Genomic DNA, 19784 nt, shown 5'->3' with positions numbered 1-19784 from the left:
GCGCCTAGTAATTGTACTCGAAGCTGAAGAAGTTCATCGCCACGGCGAACCAGACGATCACGATCAGCGACAGCAGCACGAGCAGGCCCCAGATCTTCGCGAACCAGGCCGAAGGCGCACGCCACAGCGAGAAGTTCGCGAAGGCGCCGCCGGCCAGCGCAGCCACCGGCAGCAGGCCTGCGACGTAGAGCACAGTCAGCAAGGTCGGCGCCGTTCTCCCGCTATTGCTGGTGAGCGATTCCATCAGCCACAGCACGAAGCCCACCCAACCGGCGATGTATGCCACCACCATGAGCGAGGCGGCGGGCGCCAAGCGGTGCGCCAAGGCGCGTGCGCCTTCGTACGGGAACGGCTTCTTGTGCGCCCAGCGCGCCAGTGCGCGCACCGGCCAACTCAGCAGCGTGAGCACCAGAATGCCCATCGCGGCGCCAAACAGCGGCAGCAGCAGCGACTTGGAGCGATACCAGGGCGCGCGCGTCGACGGGATCGCGAACGAGAGCGGCTCGAACGCGATCGCCGTCACGCGGCCGCTTTCATCGACGCGTGCGGAAAGACGCTCTTCACCGCCAACGGCTTGCCAAATCCACGGCTCGACTTCGCGCCAATGCTTAGGCTGGCCGTTGATGTCCGGCAGGCCGGGGCCGACAAGGTCGCCGTTCGGAAGCATCGACACCGTGGTCTGGCCGAGGAAGTAAGCCACCAGCAGCGGGCTCGTCGCCGCGCGGCGCGCGCTCTCGTAATCGCCCGCGATCGCGGCGCCATGTTCACGCGCTGTCGGCTGCGCGACTTGCTCGCCCGCGTCCGCGCGCGGGAAGTAGCGATTGACGAACTGCTCCATGAAGCTCCAGCGCAGCAGCGACGCCGCCGGCGTGCCGGCGCCGCCGGAGTTCAGCGAGATGTAGACGCCGACATTCTGATCCATCAACAGCGAGAGATTGGAGTGGAAGAACGTCGTATCGCCGCCGTGCGCGATGATGCGCTGGCCGCCATAATTCTCCTGATAGAAGCCGAGCAGCATGCTGTTGACGCCCGGAAACTGTTGATCGGCCGTCTCATGCATCTGCCGCGCCGTTTCGGGGCGCATCAGACCGGCGCCATCGTTGAGATGCGCATTCATGAAGAGCGCCATGTCCGCGGCAGTCGTCGTCATCGAGCCTGCGGGCGCGGCGGGAATGATCTCGAAGAAGCCAGGTTCGCCGTCGGCGATGCTCTTGTAGCCGCCGGACATGGCCGCGCTCATCGCCTCGGGCAGCGGCTGAGCGAAGGTCGAATTGCGCATGCCGAGCGGCTCGAAAATGTGCGCCCGGACGTAGTCGGCGAATGGCTCGCCCGAGACGCGCTCGACGACGTAGCCGGCCAGCGCGGTGGCGTAGTTCGAATAGGCCGGCATCGTGCCCGGCGGATAGATGCGGGCGGGAATGTGCGTCTTCAGATAGTCGCCAAGGCTCGTCTCGCCCGACGCCGGATCCGAGGAGATGAGGTCGCGGATGACCTCCTGAAAGCCAGTCGTATGCGTCATGATGTGACGCATGGTGATCGGCTGGCCTTCGTAATCCGGAATTTCGAAATCAATATAAGTGTTGATGTCGGCGTCGAGATCGATCTTGCCAGCCTCGACCTGCTGCATCACCGCGGTCCAGGTGAACAGCTTCGAGATCGAGCCCGGACGGAACAACGTCGTCTCCGCATCGACCGGCGTGCGCTCTTCGAGATTGGCGAAGCCGTAGCCGCGGTTGGCGATCACCTCGCCATCCTTCACGACCGTGACGACAGCGCCGACGATATCGGCGTTGGAAAGCGCGTACGGCATGAAGCCGTCGAGCCAGGCGTTGACGTCGGCGCTGGTCAGCTGCGGGGCGGGGGTCGGGCTTGTCGAAGCCGCCGCTTCCTGCACCTGCTCGGGCGTGACTTGACCGCTCGCCTGCAAAGCGCTCGCGCTCAACAGCGTCAGCGCCAGGATGGGCGCCGCCCAACTCTTCACCTTGTCCCACATATCGGCCGCCTCCCCGCGGTCCTTGCCGGACCGAGCCGGCACGATTGCCTAGGATTTCAGATTTTGCAAGCGCCCTTGCATATTTGCACAACTCCCACCAAGCCACTTATTACTCGCTATTTTCAACCGCTTGACTGAATTCAGGAGCCGGCAGGCCTCTACTTGGAACGGCTGCCCCTGTGGCGCAGTCCCGTTTTTCGTGTAGAGTTGCATTTGCGCAAATCAGAATTGGTGCTCGCAGTTGGAGAATGGGCGGTTGGCTGAGAAACGACGGATCTCGCTCCACCTCGAGCACTGGCCGATGCACGCCCCCTTCCGCATCACGGGCCATGTTTTCACGGCGCTCGACTGCGTGATGGTGGAAATCGCCGAGCGCGGCGTGGTGGGCCGCGGCGAGGCGGCAGGCGTCTATTATCTCGGCGACACCGCCGCGAAAGCGTTCGAGCAGATCATGGCGATCGTTCCCGAGCTCGAGCGCGGACTCGATCGCACGGCCTTGCAACAGCTGCTGCCGCCCGGCGGGGCGCGTAATGCGGTCGACTGCGCGCTCTGGGACCTCGAATGCAAGCTGTCGGGCCAAACGATCTGGGCCAAGGCCGGCGTCGCCAATCGGGCGCTGACGACGTGCCAAACCATTGGCGTGCTCGAGTCGCCCGAGCACACCGGCCGGGCCGCCGCAGCCCTTGCCGGCTACAAACTCCTCAAGCTGAAGCTCGATGGCGACCGCCCTATCGACCGCGTTCGCGCTGTGCGGGCTGCGCGCCCGGACGCGCGCATCGTGGTCGACGCCAACCAGGGTTTGACGCTGCCGCTCCTACAAGAGTGCCTGCCGGAGTTTGCCAAGTGCGAGGTCGAACTTATTGAACAGCCCTTGCCCCGTGGCGGCGACGCCGGTCTCGAAGCCATGCCGCGCGAAGTGCCGATCTGCGCCGACGAAAGCTGCCTGCACCGCGGCGAGTTCGAGCAGGCCGCCAAGCGCTACGACGTCATCAACATCAAGCTCGACAAGACCGGCGGGCTCACCGAAGCATTGCTGCTGGCGGACGCCATCCTGGAGCGGGGTCTCGACGTTATGGTCGGCAACATGTTGGGCACTTCGCTGGCCATGGCGCCGGCCTTCGTCGTATCCCAGAAGGCGCGCATCGCCGACCTCGACGGGCCGGTGGCGCTCAGAATGGATCGGATCGGCGCCTTGTCATATGACAAAGGCGTGGTCGCGCCGTTCACGACCGAGCTTTGGGGTTGATCGCATGGACGTGCGCGAACTGAGAAATCACCTGACTTTGAGCGCGCCCGGCGCGGAGCCTCGCCCCGAGGCACGCGAGCCGGCGGCCGAGGACGCGCCGTTCGATCAAGCGTCGTTCGGATCGGCCGTGCGCCGCCTGCGCACCGAACGTGGGTGGACGCTCAAGGATCTGAGCGAGCGCTCGAAGATTTCGCAGTCGGCGCTGTCACGGGTCGAGACGGGGCAAATTACGCTTTCGTTCGATCGCGCCCATGCGCTCGCCCGCGCCCTCGACACCGACTTCAGTCAGATCGTCGACCGCATGGTGACGACGGACTCCCCGCGCCTGCATCCGCCGATCAACGCCACCGGCTGGCGCAGCGTGACCCGGCGCGGCGAAGGCCATCGAGTCGCTCAGAACAACGGCAAGTACGAGTATCTCTGCACCGAGTTTCTCTATCGCAAGATGGTCACCGGTTTTGCGATCGTGACGGCGCAGACGCTGGATGAGCACGGTCCGTTCGTCACCCATCCGGGTGAGGAGTTCATCCATGTGATGGAAGGCGCGGTCATCGTCGAGACGGAATACTACGCTCCTCTGACGCTGGAGGCCGGCGACAGCCTCCAGTTCGATTCGATGACCCCGCACGCGATCCTCACCGCCAGCCGCGAACCGGCTCGCGTGCTCTTCAGCATCACCGATCCGCGCTGGGAGTAGCGCCGCTTCGGCATGGCCAGGCGATTGGAGCGGAAGAGTGGCCCGACGATGGAGCCCACCTGCCCGCTCACCGTCGCCTCCTTGAGCTGCTGTTGCACATATGGGACACACCCGCCGCCAATCGGGGCGTGGGCAGCGTCTGTCGCCATTTCACGATTTCAAACGCCAGCTAACGACGTTCGTCGCACCCACACATCCAACTGCTTTTAAATATATTCTTCCCCACAGCTCCGCCGTGCGCACCCTAAGTTGCGCCCCACTCCCACCAGCCGCAATTTTGTTGCGTTTTCGGGATTGCGAGCGCAGGGTGTCGCCAAGCGCGGCGGGCAACAGCCGACGCAAATGGGGAGAGAAGGATGTTTGGTCGGTTCACCCTGGCGCTGCTGGCGTCCGCTTCGATGCTGCCCGTCGCCGCGCACGCTCAAGAAGAGCAGAGCACGAGCGACGAGATCGTCATCACTGTGCAGAAGCGCGAAGAATTGCTGCGGGAAGTGCCGCAATCGGTGACGGCGATCACAGCCGAAACTTTTGCGCGCACCCAAGCCAGCGATCTGCAGGACTATGTCGGCCGCATTCCCGGCATGGCGGCCGTGGGCAGCATCGGCGAGCCCGGCACGACGACGGTCGTGCTGCGGGGCATCTCCGCGGGCGGGGGCACCTCGTCGACCGCGACCTATGTCGACGAGACGCCCTACGGCTTCAGCATCGGCCTCGTCGGACGCGGCGCGCAGATGACGCCGGACCTGGATCCGTTCGATCTCGCGCGACTTGAAGTGTTGCGCGGTCCTCAAGGCACGCTCTACGGCGCAAGCGCCATGGGCGGCGTCGTCCGATTTGTCACGCAAGACCCGATCCCCGGCGAATTCTCGGGCGTGGCGCGCGCTAGCGCGGAAAGCACCGAGGACGGCGACCCGAGCTACACGGCCAGAGTTGGGCTCAACATCCCGCTCGGCGATCAAGCGGGCCTGCGCCTTAGCGGGTTCCAACGCGAAGAAGGCGGCTACATCGACGACGTGACCGGCCCTTACACGCAAGACAACGCGAATGCGAACGAGAGCGACGGCTTTCGGGCGAAGTTCATCCTGCGCGCGACCGACGATCTGACCTTCCGCATCTCGACCGCGCAGCAAGAGTTCGCGGCGGATACCGATAGCGGCGTGGATTACAATTTCCCGCCCACTATCGCTTCCCTCGGAATTCCGCTTCCTGAATCCGTCCCCGCGCCCGCGCCGATCGCGGGAGCGCTCGAACACGATCGCAACCTCGCCGTGCCGGCCGAAGTCGTTTATCGCGTCCACAACGGCACGGTCGATTGGGACCTGGGCTGGGCGTCCTTGCTGTCATCGACGAGCTACACCGAGTACGAAAACGACTCGCTCAAGGACGCCACGGGATTTGTGGGCGGCTTGCTCGAGGATGATTTCAACTCGGACAAGGCGACACAAGAATTGCGCCTCGTCTCTCCGAGCGTCGACCAGGGCTTCGATTGGATCGCCGGCGTCTTTTATACCGATGAGAGCGGCGCCTTGAGCCAAACGGTCGCGACTGGTCCGCTTGTGGGCTCCAGCGTCAGCGTCCTTGTCGATTACGAAGAAATCGCCGGGTTCGGCACGCTGACTTATCATTTTTCGCCGCAGTTCGATGTCTCCGCCGGCGTCCGCTATGCGAGCAGCGATTCAAGCGCATCGGTGGTGGGGACGGGCGTCTTCGCCGGCGCTTCGGGCGAGGATCAAAGCACCGACAGCGTCACCACGTGGTCGGCCTCGGCGCGGTGGCGTCCGTCGGAGCGGACGATGCTGTATGGACGCGTCGCCACCGGATGGCGCGCGGGCGGGCCCAACCTGCCGTTCCCGCCCTTTCCGGCGACATACGAAGCCGACACGCTCATCAATTACGAAATCGGTTTGAAGTCCGACATCATCGAGAACCTGCTCCGGCTCGACGTCTCGCTCTTCCGCATCGACTGGGAAGACATGCACTCCTTCATCACCAATGGCGCGTTTGGCGGCAACGGCAACGCCGACACCGCGACCAGCCAGGGTGTGGAATGGGACGCGACGCTGACGCCGCTCGATGGTCTGACGGTGCGCTGGAGCGGCGCCTACACCAATGCGGAGCTGACTGCGGACGCACCCTTGGTCAACGGGCTGGAAACGCTCGGACCGCAGGGCGTCGACGGCGCGCCGCTGCCGTACGCGCCGGAATGGGCCAGCACGCTGGCGGTCGACTATGAGTGGACCACGTTCGGCGGCGCCGAGGCCTATGTCGGCGGAGACGTGCGCTATACGGGCGAACGTGTGGGCAGCTTCACGACAGTGACTCCGTTCGGGCTTTTCTCGCGCGTCGAACTGCCGGAATATACGATCGTCGATCTGCGCGCGGGGCTCGACTTCGAGCGGTTCGGCGTCGGCCTGTTTGCGAGAAACGTGACCAATGACGACAGCCCGATCTCGTTCGGCGGCTCCTTCTCGCTGCCGCAAGCGAGCGTGCCGCGCCCGCGCACGATCGGCCTCGAACTTTCGGCGCGATTCTGACGTGCTTGGTTATGCGACAATTCATTGGAGGTGATTGACGTGGATATACGTAAGCTGCGCGATCACCTGACCGAGAGCATGGCGGCCGACGGGCAAGTGAGTCAGCCCGCTCGTCCGGAAACCGTGTTCGATCAACAGAGCTTCGGCGCTGCGGTGCGGAGCTTGCGGACGGAGCGTGGTTGGACGCTGCGCGAACTCAGCAAGCGATCGAACATTTCTCAGTCGGCCTTGTCGCGGGTCGAGACGGGTCAGAATGCTCTATCATTCGATCGCGCGCATGCTCTTGCGCACGCGCTCGGCGCCGACTTCTTTCAGTTCCTCCGTCACATGGGATGGCCGGAGCCCGGCAAAGGCGCGCCTTCTCAGTTCAGGGGCTGGCGCAGCTACACCCCTCTGGGGGAAGGCAAGCACGTGAACCAGGAGAACGCCGACTACGAATACGTCTGCGCCGATTTTCTCTATCGCAAGATGGTCGCCGGAGTCGCCATCGTCACCGCGCGCTCGCTTGCCGAACACGGCCCGATGGTCTCGCATCAGGGTGAAGAGTTCACGTACGTCATTGACGGCCCGGTGACCTTCGCTTCCGCGGGGTTTGCCGAATTGACTCTGAAGACCGGCGACTGCTTCCAGTTCGATTCATCGACGCCGCACGCGTGGTACAGCCCCGCCGACAAAGACGCGCGCGTCCTCTTCAACATCACCGATCCGCGCTGGGAGTGAGCCGGTCGCCGGATTGACGTTTCCCGCCTTTGCGATACGACCCGCGCCCCCGCCCAAGCACGGCTCGCGACCCCGCTTGCCATCAAGCGCGGTCGGCCTCTTGCCGCCGACCGCGCGTTCCCTAATCCTCATTGCGGGTCTGCAGCCGAGCCGTTGTCAGCGCTTTGTCCTGGATCGTCGCCCGCCCGTGTCTCGCCGTTGGTCGCCGGCGCTGCGCGGCACGCGGCCGAGGTGCGCCGGGACGAGAGCCGGCTTTCGCTCCGCCTCGGCGCGCGGCAGCGCGTTTGCTGCTCTTGCGGCGCCGCTTCCGGCTCTTCCTCAGCGGCGGGCGCTTGCGCGCCCGCGCCGGCCGACGTCTGTTCGGTTGCTTGAGGCGCCGGCGGCGTTTGCGCTGACGCCGCGCCGGCCAGCGCTATAGCGGCGCTCAAGGTCATTGCGATGAGTGACATCTTCATTTCGTTCCCCTTGCTCGAATTCACTGGGCGACGTTTTCAGCGATCCGCCGCGCGATATCAGCGCGATGGCGGGTCGCGTTCGCGGCTTCACGCGTCGCGCTGTACAGGCCTTGCAGATAGGCGCGGTCCCACTCCGTCAGTCCCGGAGGCGCGGTTTCCGGGGACTGGAAGAGGTTCAGAATCGACGGAAAGGCCGAGAGATCGGCGTCTGGATTGAGCTGCACCAGAGCGGCCATGGCGAGATAGTCGGCGACTTGCGCCGGCGCAAAGCGCGAGACGCTCGGCGCGTCGACGATAACCAGCGCAAAGCTGAAGTCCTGACGCGTCGCACGCCGCGTGCGCGTGCCTTGGGAGCGCGTGGCTTCGACGCCCCTTAGACCGTTGCCCAGACCGGCAGCTTCATTAGGCCGCCCTTGCGCCGCGGCGAGCGCATCTGCCGTGCCGCGTCCTACGCGCGAATCCGTATCGGCGAGCTGGCGTCCGTCCGCGGTGACGGTGCGCGAGACGTGCCACCAGCGGACCGGACGCGCGCTCGTGGCGAATTCCTCCAGCGCCTCGCGGCCCGCGGTCACAACATCATCGGCGGTGTAATAACCCATCAGATCACGCCGAGTGTCGACGATCTCCCGCGCGAGACGATTAGCATCGGGCGCGAAGATGATGATGAGATTCGGCGAGCACCCGCTGCGCTCGGCTTCGACCCCGACTTCGCGCGCACGCAGAGCCATATGATCGATCAGGGTCTGCGCTTCGCTGGGCGCGAGACCGGCGATGCTCGGACACAGGCGCGCGCTCCAGCGTGCATACTGGTCCGCGCGCGCCGGCGCCAAGGCGATAGTCTCGGCATACTGATGCGCCGCTTCGCGGAGGCGCTGACCGGTAACGACAATCTCTTCGTCGGCTTGCTGCGCCGACGCTGACGCGCCGATCACAAGCGAAAGCCCCGCGACCGCAGCGAATACATGCAAGAATCTCATCGCGAACCTCCCTCTTGAGTGAGTTGCCGCGTCATCACGTCGGCAATTTGCCGGGCGTGCATGCGCGATGTCGCCGCCTCTGCGGGCGCGCTGTAGAGCCCGCGCAGATAGGCGAGGTCCCAGCTGGTGAGCCGCAGCGGCGCTTCTCCGGGCGCTGCGAACAAATTCAGGATCGTCGCGAAGCGGGCCATGTCCGCGTCCGCGCTCACCGGCGCCAGCGCCGCCATCGCTAGGAAGTCGGCGACGGCGATAGGATCGGCCCCTGCCGTTCTACGCGTATCCACGACGATCAGCGCGAACGCCAGCTCTTGGCGCGTCGCGCCGCGCAGGCGCGTGCCCAACGAACGCACTGTCGCCGCATCTGCGATCGCGTCGCTCAGGACGGCATCTCTCGCCGGAGGGGTGTTGGGCGCCGGCGCAGGGCGGGCGTTTCCTTCGACCAGACGTGCGCCGTCGGCGCCGCGGCGCTCCTGGGTCCGCCACCAGCGCACCGGCTGTCCGGGCGCCGTGAACGAACGGTAGCCGCGCCGCCAGGCCTCGGCGCCGCCCGTATCGAGAAGGCCGCGCTGACGGCGGGCGACTTCGGCCGCGATGCGGTCGGAGTCCTCGGCGAACACGATAACGACGTTCGGCGCACACCCTTCCCGGTCGATCTCAGCGCCCGCCTCGAGCCCCCGGCGAGCGATATGATCGACGACGAGCTGCCCATCGCCCGCTGGAAGCCCGACCACGCTCAAACACACTGGCGCGTGCCAGCGCGCAAAGCTGGAGGATGAAGCCGATGCGATTGTGCGGGCGAACAAGCGCGCCGTGCGTTCGACATTGCCTTGAACAATGATCTCTTCGCTCCGAACGCTCGCGGGCGCCAGCGATCCGCGCGCACGATGCTGTTCGATGACATAGGTCTCGCCGTCGACGACTCGGAAACTGAGCGAAGTGCCAGCGAGCAGGCTGCGAAGCGCTTCATCAGCCGTGAGCCTGCCGCCCACCCCGCCGGACTGACGTCCCACACTGAGGTGGGTCGCGAACAGGATGTCTCGACCGCTCTGGCGTCCAAACTCGTCGAGTGCGCTTGCGAGGGGCTGGGGAGCAATGCTGTAGGCACGCAACTCATCTTGCGCCACCGCGAGCGTGCTCGAGGCCGCCAGCACGAGAGCGCCCGAGGCAATCAGCAGTGCTCGCAATCCAACTTGCATTTTCACCTCGCGCAGGTGGCTTTTGCTAAGACGGGAAAAGCCGGCGAACCCGTAATTACTCGGCGGCGTTTCGATCGGCGCGCCACACCAGCAGCAGGTCGCCGCCCGGCTCTTCGCGCACTTCAATCGGATAATAGCTCTCCAGCACGCGAACGAAGGTCGCTTGCTGCCCGGTGCGAAACACGCCGTTGACGCGCAACTGCGCCATGGACGGATCTGCAAGCACGATCTGCGCCGCCGAATACCGGTTCATCTCCGCGATCGCTTCGGGCAACGGTGTATCGGCGAACGAGACGCGCCCGTGGCGCCAGAGCGTCATCCGCTCCACATCGGCCTGTAGCACCCGTATATCCCCGCCAGGGGAAACAGTCAGCGCCTGCCCGGCGCTGATTTCCGTGCGTCGACCTCCGAGGTCGAACAATCCGCCATGCGCGGCCACGGCGACGCGCCCTTCGACCAGAACGACGCGAAGCGCGCCTCTTTCAATACTGAGATCGAACTCGGTGCCCAGCGCCGTGACGGTGCGGCCGAGCGCTTCAACGACAAAGGGACGGCTCTCGTCGTGCGCGACCGCGACATAGGCTTGCCCGGCGATGAGGCGCAGCTGGCGCTCGCGTCCGGCCAACGAGGCTTCGACGATCGAGTTCGTGTTCAGCGTAAGAATGCTGCCGTCCTCGAGCGTGAACTCTCTTCGCTCACCGAGTTGCGTCGCGTATTGGCGCACTTCGCCCGGCGCCCGCGCCATTTGGGTCCACGGGGTGAGAAAATAGGAAGTCGCCAGCAATCCGGCCAGCGCCGCGATGACAGCGGCGACCAGCGCGTAGACCGGCGCTGACCGCTTCAAAGCGCGATCCCTGTGCGCGCGCAGCTGCGGGCGCGCCGCATTCTCGCGCAGCGCGATCAGAATCGCCTGCAGGCGCTCGAACGACCTGGCGTGCTCCGCGTCGGCCGCCAGCCAGGCGGCAAATTGTGCGCGGTCGTCGCTCGAGCAATCCGGGCGACGCAGACGCGCGTCCCAGGCGGCGGCGTCGAGCGGTTCGGGTCCGCTGGCGTGCGTCATAGTTCGCTCCGAAGGGCTGAGAGCAGATGGCGGTTCACTTTCGCCATTTCCTTCTCGATGGTGCTGACAGACACGCCGAGTCGCGAAGCGATATCGCGGTGCGTCATGTCTTCGAAATGATAGAGCGAGAAGATCGCGCGGCTGCGTTCCGGAAGACCATCGAGCGCCACGATAAGCTGCTCGAGCGCCTCCTTGCCGATGAGCGCGCCTTCTGGAGAGACGCCCTCATCTGCATGATCGTCGGCAAGCAATTCGGTGGAGACGCTCAGCCGGCGCTTGCGCAGGAAGTCCGCCAAAACGCTCGAAGCCGTTTGAAAAAGATAAGGCTCGACGGCTTGCACGGAATGCAGGTCGCCCCGCCGGGCCAAGCGCTGGAACACCTCCTGAACCAAATCTTCGTGGTCGACGCCCGCTGGGGTCCGCCGACGGAAATAGGCCAGCAGCGCCGGCCGATGGCGGCGGCTCCAATCCTCCAGGAGCGCGCGCGCTTGTTCGGGTTCACCCTCCGGCAAAGCGCCCTCCAAACGTCGTTAGGGTTCCTATCCCAAGACGATCAGGGAGCGCGAACCCGTAACGCGTGGCGGCCCTGCGTCTCGCCTATGTCTCAGCGCCGATTTCTTGGATCGCGTCAGGAAATGGTGGGCGCGACAGGGATTGAACCTGTGACCCCTCCCGTGTGAAGGGAGTGCTCTCCCGCTGAGCTACGCGCCCGAAGCCAGCGGCTCCGAAGGGCGCGGACCATGATGCGGAGCCCCGCCTGCGTCAAGCGGCGCACGGCGCCGGACTTGACGTTCCCGGCCATTGCTGCGCATTTGCGAACCATTCGCAAGATTTGACGCGGGAGACCACCCTGTCCTTCATTCTGAACCGCCGGGCCTTGGGCCTGGGCGCCGCCGCCGCCGCCCTCGCGGCCTGCGCACCGCGCGGGAGCGCCGAGAACGTGGTCAACGTCTATTCGGCCCGCCATTACGACGCCGACCGGCAGCTCTATGCGGCGTTCGAACAGGCGAGCGGCATCACCGTGCGCGTGCTGCCGGCGAACGCCGAGCAATTGCTCGAGCGGCTACGCGCCGAGGGCGAGGCGACCGAAGCCGACCTCGTCGTCGCCGCCGACGCCGGCAATCTCTGGCGCATCAAGGACGCCGGCCTCCTGCAGAACGTCACCACGCCTGCGCTCGAAGCGGGCGTGCCGCAGCGCCTGCGCGATCCTGACGGCGCCTATTGGGGCTTCACCAAGCGCGCGCGCGTCATCATCTATCGCAAGGATGCGGTGCAGCCCGAGGAGGTCGCCTCGTACGACGATCTCGCCGATCCGCGCTTCCGCGGCCAGATCGTCGCTCGCAGCTCCACCAATGTCTACATGCTGTCGACGCTCGCTTCGCGCATCGAACGGCTCGGCGCGGAGAATGCGCGCGCCTGGGCCGCGGGCGTGCGCGCCAATTTCGCGCGCGATCCCCAAGGCAGCGACACCGATCAAATCAAGGCGGTCGCCGCCGGCGAGGCGCAGGCGACGCTCTGCAACCATTATTACTATTTCCGCTTGATGCGCTCGGACGATCCCGCCGACCGCGACATCGTCGCGCGCACCGGCATCATCTTTCCCGATCAGGCGGGCGCCGGCACGCACGTGAACATTTCCGGCGGCGGCGTCACCGCCCACGCAAAGCGCCGCGACAACGCCGTGCGTCTGCTCGAATATCTCGTCAGCGACGAAGCGCAGACCATGCTGGCGCCGCTGAACGTCGAATATCCGATCCGTCCGGAAATCGCGCCGGCGCCCGATCTCGCCGCGCTCGGGACATTCAAGGAAGAAGAGATTCCGCTCGACGCGCTCGGCCGTCACCAGGCGGAAGCGGCGCGGATCTTCGAAGAGGTGGGCTGGCGCTGATGCGCAAGCGGGGCTGCGGACGATGAGCGAAGCCGGCGTTCTCGCGCCCTCCAAGCTTGGCCTGCGCATCGACGGCGTCGCGCTGGTCGCGACACTGGCGACGTTGATCTGCGCGGCGCCGGCGCTCGCCGTGTTCGGCTTGGCGCTGACGCGCGCGGACGCCGGCGCCGCGTTCGGCGGCGATTTGTTGCGCGACGGCGCGATCGGCACCGCCGCACTGATGCTGGCGGGCGGCGGCGGCGCCATTGTGTTCGGCGCGGCGGCGGCGTGGCTGGTGAGCCTCTGCCGTTTTCCGGGCCGGCAGGTGTTCGAATGGCTGCTGGTCGTGCCGCTCGCTGCGCCGAGCTACATCCTCGCCTACGCCTATGCGAGCCTCACCTGGGCCGGCGGCGTCAGCCCAATTCCGGTCGAAGGCTTTTGGGGCGCGGCCTTCGTCTACGCGATCGGACTCTATCCTTATGTCTATCTCGCCGCGCGCGCGGCGTTCGCGAGCCAATCCTCGTGCGCGCTCGAAGCGGCGCGCACCTTAGGCGCCAAGCCGGCGACGGTGCTGTGGCGTGTTGCACTGCCCCTGGCGCGGCCGGGCATCGCCGCGGGCGGCGCGTTGGCGATGATGGAGATCGCCGCCGATTACGGCGCGGCCCATCATTTCGGGCTGACGACGCTCTCAACGGCGATCTTCCGCGCCTGGTACGCGCACGGCGCCCCGAGCGTGGCGCTGCAGATCTCCGCCGTGCTGCTGCTCGGCGCGCTCGTCTTTCTGGTGCTGGAGCGGTGGGCGCGCGGGCGTGCGTCCTATGCGGGCGCGTCCTCGCGCTGGCGGCCGCTGCCGCGCTACGGGCTCGGGCCGCTCGGTTCGACATTGGCGATCGTCTTCTGCGGTGCGTTGATCGGCTTCGGCGCGCTGGCGCCGTTAGCTTGGCTCACGCGTCTTGCGCTGCTGCATGCCAATGTCGAGGATGTCGCCGGGCCTTTTCTCAACTCGATTCTTCTGTCGGGCGGCGGCGCCTTGGCGACGCTTGTGTTGGCATCTGCGATCGCCGTCGCCGCGCGGCGCGCCAGCGGCATAGGCAAGGTCTCGCTCTACGCCGCGGCCATGGGCTATGCGGCGCCCGGCGCGGTGATCGCGATGGGCGCTCTCGCCTTGTTCGGCGTGGCCAGAGAAGCCGGCTGGATCGGCGGGCTCGGCGCGGGCCTTGCCATGTTCGCGCTGATCTGGAGCTACGCCGCCCGCTTCGCCTCGGCCGGCGTGCAGCCGATCGATGCAGGTCTCGCACGCCTGTCGAAGGGCTTGGACGCCTCCGCCCGCACGCTGGGCGCGGGGCCTTGGCGGCGGTTCGCGCAGATCGATCTCCCCATCGCCGCGCCGAGCCTTGCAGCCGCCGCGCTGATCCTGTTCGTTGAGATTCTGAAGGAGCTTCCGGCGACCTTGATCCTGCGCCCGTTCGATTTCGACACTCTCGCCGTCAAGGCCTACGCCTATGCTAGCGACGAGCGTCTGCTCGAAGCGGCCACGCCGGCGCTGCTGATTTTCCTGGCGGGGCTCGCGCCTATCCTGCTGCTGTCGCGCGGCATCGGCCGCTCGCGTCCAGGCCAGCGGCCGGCGCTGGAGCACGCTGCACAGCGATGAGCCTGGTCACGCTCTCTCGAGTGCGCCGCAGCTACGGCGGCGTGCGCGCGCTCGACGATGTCTCGCTCACTGCGCCGGAGGCGCAAGTGCTGGCCCTGCTCGGGCCATCTGGCTCGGGCAAGTCGACGATCCTACGCTTGATCGCCGGCCTCGAGCCGGTCGATGCGGGCGAGATCCGCATCGGCGACGAGGTGATGTCGTCGTCGGCCCGCGCGGTCGCTACCGAAGAGCGGCGCGTGGGCATGGTGTTCCAGGACTATTCGCTGTTTCCGCACCTCACCGCCGGCGCCAACGTCGCCTTCGGCTTGAACAAGCTCGGCCGCGCCGAGCGCGAGACCACCGCTCTGAAATGGTTGGATCGTGTCGGCCTGAAACACCGCGCCGGGTCCTATCCGCACGAACTCTCCGGCGGCGAGCAGCAAAGAGTGGCGTTGGCGCGGGCGCTGGCGCCGGCGCCGCGCGCGGTGCTGCTCGACGAGCCGTTCTCAGGGCTCGACCCGGTGCTGCGCGCAGAATTGCGGGACGCGACGCTCGCCACGCTGATGGAGGCGCGGACGACGACCCTGTTCGTCACGCACGACGCCGAGGACGCGCTGCAGGTGGCGGACCGGCTCGCGATCATGAAGGCGGGCAAGCTGCTGCAGGAAAGCGCGCCGCGCCAAGCGTACGATGCGCCGACCTCGATCGATGCGGCGGCGGCGCTCGGGCCGATCAACGTATTCGAAGGCCGCGTCGAGCACGGCGCGATGGCGACGCCATTCGGCGCGATCAAGGCCGCGCATTTGCCGGAGGGGGCGTGCGCACGCGCCGCCGTGCGGGCCGAGGCGCTGCGGCTTATCCCCGGCGACGGCGCGCGCGTGCTTAGCGTGCGGCCGCACGGGGCTCATGATGTGGTGCGGATCGGATCCGGCGGCGTCGTCTGGCGGGCGCTCGCGCCGCCGCGCTCGGCGCTGGGTGAAACGGTGTCGGTCGAGATTCAGCCGGCCGGCGCGTTCGCGTTTTCCGTCTCGTCCTGAGCTGGCTCATCCTCGCGCGGCTTGCGCAGGATGAACCGGCGCCGCTCGAGCCGGCGCTGCGTGAGAAGGCGCAGGCGCATCCGCCAAGCCTCCGCTTCCCAGGCCAACTCCTGCGCCGCCATCACGCCGAAATCCGTGGCGCTCGAAAGCTTCTCGCCCAGCTGGCTGAAGCTCTGACGCGCGGTCGCCAGGAATTCCTCGGTGACGTCCTCGTCGGCTTCGAGCCTCAGGCCCGTATCGGTGAAGAATTGCAACAGATCGCCATGGGCGCGGATGTGCGGCTCGGCGAACGAGGTCGCGAACGCGGTCGGCAGTTCGGCGATACGCAGGCCGACATAACATTCGACCACGGCGCTGGCGCCCGGCTTCAGGCACTTCATAATCTGCTGCGCCAGATGAGGCGGATAGCTGCAATAGGCGAAGTCGTCAGTGCTCAGGAGGCCGTCGAAATGGTTCGGCGTGAACACATGCGCTTCGAGGTCGATGCGGCTTGCGGCGATGCGGCCGCCAAGCTCCGCCTTGGCGATGGCGTGCTTCAGCGCTTCGAACGTCTCCTCGCGCCACTCGAACACTTCGATCTGGCCGGGATGGGCGGCGGCGACCGCGGCGAGCGGGCCGATATGGCCAGGCCCCAGCACCGCCAGCACGCCTTCGGGCGCGAGACCGATGCGAGCAGGCTCGAGCTTGTCTGCGGTGGAGTCGCCCGGGCGAATGCGCCCTTCGCCCCACAACAGCGACAGCGCCACCAAGCGCGGCGGCGGCTCGTAGGCGGGCGCGTCGAACAATTCGTCGTCGAAGTCCGCCGCTTCGTCATTGGCGGCGGCGAGGCCGGCCTCGATCTCGGCGACGGCGGCCCCTTCGTCGAACGCTTCGCCCTCCCACCAGGCGCGGAAGCGCGCGCGCGTCAGCGCGAGCCGGCGTTTGTCGAACAAGGCCTTCAGAGCGACCGCCATGGTGCGGTCAGCTTAGGCCAATCCCGTTAACGATTTGCTTGAACCTGGGGCAAAAGCGGCGGCGCCTGCGACGGCAACGACGCGTCGGCGTCTTCGATGAAGGCTAGGATGTCGGCATAGACGACCTCCCGCTGCAGGTCGCGCAAGAGCCAGTGCCAGCCGTTCTCGTAATAGGCGGTGCGGGCGCTGCGCGGCAGCCGCCGGGCGGCCGCGATGGCGGATTGGCGCGGGATGATCTGATCGTTCGCGCCGTAAAGGAAAAGCACCTCGCCATCGAGACGGGCGGCGCGCTCGTGGGCCGTCTCCATGAGGCTGACGAGGCCATAGAGCGCGTCGATGCGCGTCGACCAGATCATGTGCGGCGCGCGACCCGCCTGGAGCAGCGCTTCGCGGTTGTCGGAAGCGGAGATGCGGCGCGTCACGTTGCGCGGCGGCTCTACCGCACGCCAGGGAAAGGTGTGGGCGCCGAGCCAGAGGGTCAGCGCGTAATGATCCGGCAGCGTCGACCAGCCCCAGACGGCGGGCGCGACCAGGATCAGACGATCGACGTTGGGCGCGCCTTCGGCGCCGAACGTCGCGATCGCCGCGGCGCCGCCCATCGAATCGCCGACGACGGCGACGGTTGCGCCGGGATGGGCGCGCCGCGCCACGCGCACGGCGGTGCGCAGATCCTCCGTCATGAGCCGCTCGCCCGCCCAGATGCCGCGGTTCGGAGAGCGGCCGAACCCGCGCGCGTCATAGGCGTAAAGCGCGACGCCGCGCTCTGCGAACCAAGGGCCAGCGAGATAGAACGTATTGGCGTAATCGTTCATGCCATGCAGGCCGATGATCACGGCGCGCGGTTCTGCGCCGTCGGGCGGCAGCCACGCCGTGAGGCCAAGCTCGGCGCCATCGAAGGAGACGAAGCGTTCGTTTGCGACCGCGAAGCGCGGCCCCCCAAAGCCGGTGACCGGTGAGCCCGCCTGCTGTACCGTCGGCGCGCAGGCGGCGAGCAGCATCAGCGCAAGGCCGATGACACTCTGCGCCGCAATTCCGGCAGCACGTCCTCTTCGAACCAGGGATTGCGTTTGAGCCATGCGCTGTTCCGCCACGATGGGTGCGGCAGAGGCATGACGTCGGCCGGATAGTCGCGCCAGGCGCGCACCGTTTCCCCCAGCGTCGGCTTCACCGCTCGCCCGAGATGATAGCGTTGCGCATAGCCGCCGACCAGCAGCGTGAGACGCACATTCTTCAGCAGCGGCAGCAGGCGCGGACGCCACAGCGGCGCGCACTCGCGGCGCGGCGGCAGATCGGCGCCATTCACCGTGCCAGGATAGCAGAAGCCCATCGCGGCGACGGCGATAGCGCGCTTGTCGTAGAATTGTCGTCGATCCATCTGCAGCCAGTCGCGTAGACGGTCGCCGCTCGGATCGTTCCACGGAACGCCGCTCTCGTGGACGCGGCGGCCGGGCGCCTGGCCCGCGATCAGGATGCGCGCGGCGGGATGGACCCACACGACGGGGCGCGGCTCGTGCGGCAGCGCGCAAGCGCGGCAGGCGGCGATTTCCGCCGTCAGCCGATCCAATCGTGACGCCCTCGCCGCCATGAACCGGTGCTAGCCAACGCGGACGCGGAGTGTCCACCTCGGGCTGCAGCGGCGGCTCGGCGGATGCAGTGTTGGCGGAGGCCGCCTCCTTCCTCTACCAACACCGTGATGCATCATACTCCGCTCATCGCCACCATCGCTGCAAGTTTCGTCTTCGCCTTCATCCTGGGCATGATCGCCAATCGGCTGCGGTTTCCGCCGATCGTGGGCTATCTCGTCGCCGGCGTCATTGTCGGACCGTTCACGCCGGGCTTTGTCGCCGACGCCGATCTCGCCGCCGAACTCGCCGAGATCGGCGTCATCCTGCTGATGTTCGGCGTGGGACTGCACTTTTCGTACAAGGATTTGTTCGCGGTCAGGAACATCGCCATTCCCGGCGCCGTGGCGCAGATCACCGTCGCGACGATGATGGGCATGGCGCTGGCTTACTTCCTCGGCTGGCCATTGGCGGGAGGCCTCGTCTTCGGCCTGGCGCTCTCGGTCGCCAGCACGGTCGTGTTGCTGCGCGCGCTAGAAGAGCGCCAGCTGGTCGACACGCGCAGCGGCCATGTGGCCGTGGGTTGGCTGATCGTGGAGGACATCGCCACGATCTTCGCGCTGGTGCTGCTGCCTGTGCTGGCGCAAGTCCTACCTGGCGTCGCGCCCTCCGACCCAGCGGCCCAAGCAGCCGACGCGGCCCCCGGCGGCGGTTCCATCGCAATTTCGCTCGCGCTCACGTTCGGCAAGCTGGCCGTGTTCACGGCGCTCACCTTTATCGTGGGCCGGCGGGTCATTCCTTGGGCGCTTGCGCGCGTGGCGGGCACGGGATCACGCGAACTATTCACGTTGTCGGTGTTGGCGATTGGAATCGGCGTCGCCTACGGCGCGGCGGTCCTGTTCGATGTCTCGTTCGCGCTGGGCGCCTTCTTCGCTGGCATGATCCTCAAGGAATCGGAACTCAGCCATCAAGCCGCGGACAACACCTTGCCGCTCCGTGACGCATTCGCGGTGCTGTTCTTCGTTTCGGTCGGCATGTTGTTCAATCCCATGGTCGTGCTCGAACACCCGCTCGCGGTGCTGGCGACACTGTTCATCATCGTCGTCGGCAAGTCGGTGGCCGCGTTCGTGATCGTCCGGGCGTTCCGCTATCCCACCGACACGGCGCTGCTGATCAGCGCGAGCCTGGCGCAAATCGGCGAATTCTCCTTCATCCTGATCACGCTGGGACTCAGCCTCAACTTGATCCCCGAAACGGCGCGCGACCTGGTTTTGGCGGGCGCGATCCTGTCGATCATGCTCAATCCTGCTGCGTTCGCGCTCGCCGCCCACCTGCGCGCACGCCGGCTGGCGCGCGAGGCGGCGGCGCAGCGGACAGACACGGCGGCGGAACCCGTTCCCCCCGAAGCGATCGCCGCCGCGACCCCGTATCGCGTCAGCGAGAAGGATCACGTCATTGTCGTCGGCTATGGCCGCGTCGGCCGCCGCGTCGCGGATGCGCTCCAGGCACAAGGCGCGCCTGCGGTCGTGATCGAAGCCGATCTCGAACGGGTCGAGGCGATCCGCACTGCGGGCGGCGCCGCCATCCTCGGCAACGCCGTACGCGACGAAGTGCTGCGCGCCGCCGGGATCGAAGACGCTCGACACATCCTGGTGGCGGTGCCGAACGGGCTGGAAGCGGGCGAGATTGTCGCGCACGCGCGCAAGCTGAACCCCAGATTGCGCATCGTCGCGCGCGCGCACCTGGATGCGGAAGTCGAGCACATCAAAGCCAGCGGCGCGGACCGCGTGATCATGGGCGAACGCGAGATCGCCCGGCAGATGCTCGCCGACCTCGCGCCCGCCGACTGAGCGACGG

General features: G+C 66.8%; 17 protein-coding genes and 1 tRNA gene. 8 read left to right on the top strand and 10 right to left on the bottom strand.

The features are described from left to right. Positions 1-4: 4 nt before the first annotated feature. Positions 5-2035, bottom strand: coding sequence for a serine hydrolase domain-containing protein (locus tag VEA80_RS01500; RefSeq protein ID WP_325058914.1), 2031 nt, complete (start codon positions 2033-2035; stop codon positions 5-7). A gap of 214 nt (positions 2036-2249) precedes the next feature. Between VEA80_RS01500 and VEA80_RS01495 the strand changes: the two genes are divergently transcribed. The 4 genes from VEA80_RS01495 to VEA80_RS01480 all read left to right on the top strand — a co-directional run bounded on the left by VEA80_RS01495 (position 2250) and on the right by VEA80_RS01480 (position 7190). Next, entirely contained in the window at positions 2250-3239 is a 990-nt protein-coding gene (locus tag VEA80_RS01495; protein WP_325058913.1) for a dipeptide epimerase, read from the top strand. Between the two features lie 4 nt (positions 3240-3243). Then, the gene (locus VEA80_RS01490; protein ID WP_325058912.1) at positions 3244-3936 is read left to right on the top strand and encodes an XRE family transcriptional regulator; all 693 of its coding nucleotides are present in this window, start codon (positions 3244-3246) and stop codon (positions 3934-3936) included. A 356-nt stretch (positions 3937-4292) separates the two neighbouring features. Further along, the gene (locus VEA80_RS01485; RefSeq protein ID WP_325058911.1) at positions 4293-6470 is read left to right on the top strand and encodes a TonB-dependent receptor; all 2178 of its coding nucleotides are present in this window, start codon (positions 4293-4295) and stop codon (positions 6468-6470) included. A 39-nt stretch (positions 6471-6509) separates the two neighbouring features. Next, positions 6510-7190, top strand: coding sequence for an XRE family transcriptional regulator (locus VEA80_RS01480; protein WP_325058910.1), 681 nt, complete (start codon positions 6510-6512; stop codon positions 7188-7190). A gap of 128 nt (positions 7191-7318) precedes the next feature. Here the strand turns inward: VEA80_RS01480 and VEA80_RS01475 are convergent, their stop codons facing one another. From VEA80_RS01475 to VEA80_RS01450, 6 genes are all read right to left on the bottom strand, one after another. Further along, positions 7319-7645 carry a hypothetical protein gene (locus tag VEA80_RS01475; RefSeq protein ID WP_325058909.1) on the bottom strand — a complete coding sequence of 109 codons (327 nt, stop codon included), beginning with the start codon at positions 7643-7645 and terminating at the stop codon, positions 7319-7321. A 20-nt stretch (positions 7646-7665) separates the two neighbouring features. Next, positions 7666-8622, bottom strand: a complete 957-nt coding sequence (locus VEA80_RS01470; RefSeq protein WP_325058908.1) for a hypothetical protein — start codon at positions 8620-8622, stop codon at positions 7666-7668. Next, positions 8619-9818, bottom strand: a complete 1200-nt coding sequence (locus VEA80_RS01465) for an STN domain-containing protein (RefSeq protein ID WP_325058907.1) — start codon at positions 9816-9818, stop codon at positions 8619-8621. The genes VEA80_RS01470 and VEA80_RS01465 overlap by 4 nt, the downstream gene beginning before the upstream one ends. Positions 9819-9873: 55 nt before the next feature. Beyond that, complete coding sequence (locus VEA80_RS01460; RefSeq protein ID WP_325058906.1) at positions 9874-10878, bottom strand: FecR family protein; 1005 nt, start codon at positions 10876-10878, stop codon at positions 9874-9876. Next, positions 10875-11390: a sigma-70 family RNA polymerase sigma factor gene (locus VEA80_RS01455; protein WP_325058905.1), complete on the bottom strand. Its 516-nt coding sequence runs from the start codon at positions 11388-11390 to the stop codon at positions 10875-10877. Before VEA80_RS01455 ends, VEA80_RS01460 begins: the two co-directional genes overlap by 4 nt. Positions 11391-11514: 124 nt before the next feature. Then, positions 11515-11589, bottom strand: a tRNA-Val gene (locus VEA80_RS01450). 166 nt (positions 11590-11755) lie between these two features. Between VEA80_RS01450 and VEA80_RS01445 the strand changes: the two genes are divergently transcribed. The 3 genes from VEA80_RS01445 to VEA80_RS01435 are packed head-to-tail and all read left to right on the top strand — an operon-like array spanning position 11756 to position 15412. Next, on the top strand, positions 11756-12766 hold the full coding sequence (locus tag VEA80_RS01445) for an extracellular solute-binding protein (RefSeq protein WP_325058904.1): 1011 nt from the start codon (positions 11756-11758) through the stop codon (positions 12764-12766). Positions 12767-12788: 22 nt separating this feature from the next. Continuing rightward, a complete protein-coding gene (locus VEA80_RS01440; RefSeq protein WP_325058903.1) occupies positions 12789-14396 on the top strand; it encodes an iron ABC transporter permease in 1608 nt (535 codons plus the stop codon). Further along, entirely contained in the window at positions 14393-15412 is a 1020-nt protein-coding gene (locus tag VEA80_RS01435; protein ID WP_325058902.1) for an ABC transporter ATP-binding protein, read from the top strand. Before VEA80_RS01440 ends, VEA80_RS01435 begins: the two co-directional genes overlap by 4 nt. Here the strand turns inward: VEA80_RS01435 and VEA80_RS01430 are convergent. Genes VEA80_RS01430 through VEA80_RS01420 form a run of 3 tightly spaced genes read right to left on the bottom strand, consistent with a single transcriptional unit; the run spans position 15373 to position 17950 of the window. After that, positions 15373-16365, bottom strand: coding sequence for a hypothetical protein (locus VEA80_RS01430; RefSeq protein WP_325058901.1), 993 nt, complete (start codon positions 16363-16365; stop codon positions 15373-15375). The genes VEA80_RS01435 and VEA80_RS01430 overlap by 40 nt on opposite strands. 26 nt (positions 16366-16391) lie before the next feature. After that, a complete protein-coding gene (locus VEA80_RS01425) occupies positions 16392-17441 on the bottom strand; it encodes an alpha/beta fold hydrolase (protein ID WP_325058900.1) in 1050 nt (349 codons plus the stop codon). After that, complete coding sequence (locus VEA80_RS01420) at positions 17363-17950, bottom strand: uracil-DNA glycosylase family protein (protein WP_349257191.1); 588 nt, start codon at positions 17948-17950, stop codon at positions 17363-17365. Before VEA80_RS01420 ends, VEA80_RS01425 begins: the two co-directional genes overlap by 79 nt. 108 nt (positions 17951-18058) lie before the next feature. On the opposite strand from VEA80_RS01420, the gene ybaL reads away from it, so the two are divergent. Then, on the top strand, positions 18059-19777 hold the full coding sequence (gene ybaL, locus VEA80_RS01415) for a YbaL family putative K(+) efflux transporter (protein ID WP_325058898.1): 1719 nt from the start codon (positions 18059-18061) through the stop codon (positions 19775-19777). The last annotated feature ends 7 nt before the right edge of the window (positions 19778-19784 follow it).

Origin of the sequence: Vitreimonas sp. (assembly GCF_035627415.1) — a bacterium.
Classification (GTDB): Bacteria; Pseudomonadota; Alphaproteobacteria; order Caulobacterales; family Aquidulcibacteraceae; genus Vitreimonas.
The sequence above is the reverse complement of the archived record's forward strand: the minus strand, read 5'-3'. Positions and strand labels throughout refer to the sequence as shown.

Coding starts and splice junctions, on each gene's coding strand:
- VEA80_RS01490 (WP_325058912.1), top strand. CDS start 3,244: ATGGACGTGCGCGAACTGAGAAATCACCTGACTTTGAGCGCGCCCGGC.
- VEA80_RS01485 (WP_325058911.1), top strand. CDS start 4,293: ATGTTTGGTCGGTTCACCCTGGCGCTGCTGGCGTCCGCTTCGATGCTG.
- VEA80_RS01475 (WP_325058909.1), bottom strand. CDS start 7,645: ATGAAGATGTCACTCATCGCAATGACCTTGAGCGCCGCTATAGCGCTG.
- VEA80_RS01470 (WP_325058908.1), bottom strand. CDS start 8,622: ATGAGATTCTTGCATGTATTCGCTGCGGTCGCGGGGCTTTCGCTTGTG.
- VEA80_RS01465 (WP_325058907.1), bottom strand. CDS start 9,818: ATGCAAGTTGGATTGCGAGCACTGCTGATTGCCTCGGGCGCTCTCGTG.
- VEA80_RS01460 (WP_325058906.1), bottom strand. CDS start 10,878: ATGACGCACGCCAGCGGACCCGAACCGCTCGACGCCGCCGCCTGGGAC.
- VEA80_RS01440 (WP_325058903.1), top strand. CDS start 12,789: ATGAGCGAAGCCGGCGTTCTCGCGCCCTCCAAGCTTGGCCTGCGCATC.
- VEA80_RS01435 (WP_325058902.1), top strand. CDS start 14,393: ATGAGCCTGGTCACGCTCTCTCGAGTGCGCCGCAGCTACGGCGGCGTG.
- VEA80_RS01430 (WP_325058901.1), bottom strand. CDS start 16,365: ATGGCGGTCGCTCTGAAGGCCTTGTTCGACAAACGCCGGCTCGCGCTG.
- VEA80_RS01425 (WP_325058900.1), bottom strand. CDS start 17,441: ATGGCTCAAACGCAATCCCTGGTTCGAAGAGGACGTGCTGCCGGAATT.
- VEA80_RS01420 (WP_349257191.1), bottom strand. CDS start 17,950: ATGGCGGCGAGGGCGTCACGATTGGATCGGCTGACGGCGGAAATCGCC.
- ybaL (WP_325058898.1), top strand. CDS start 18,059: ATGCATCATACTCCGCTCATCGCCACCATCGCTGCAAGTTTCGTCTTC.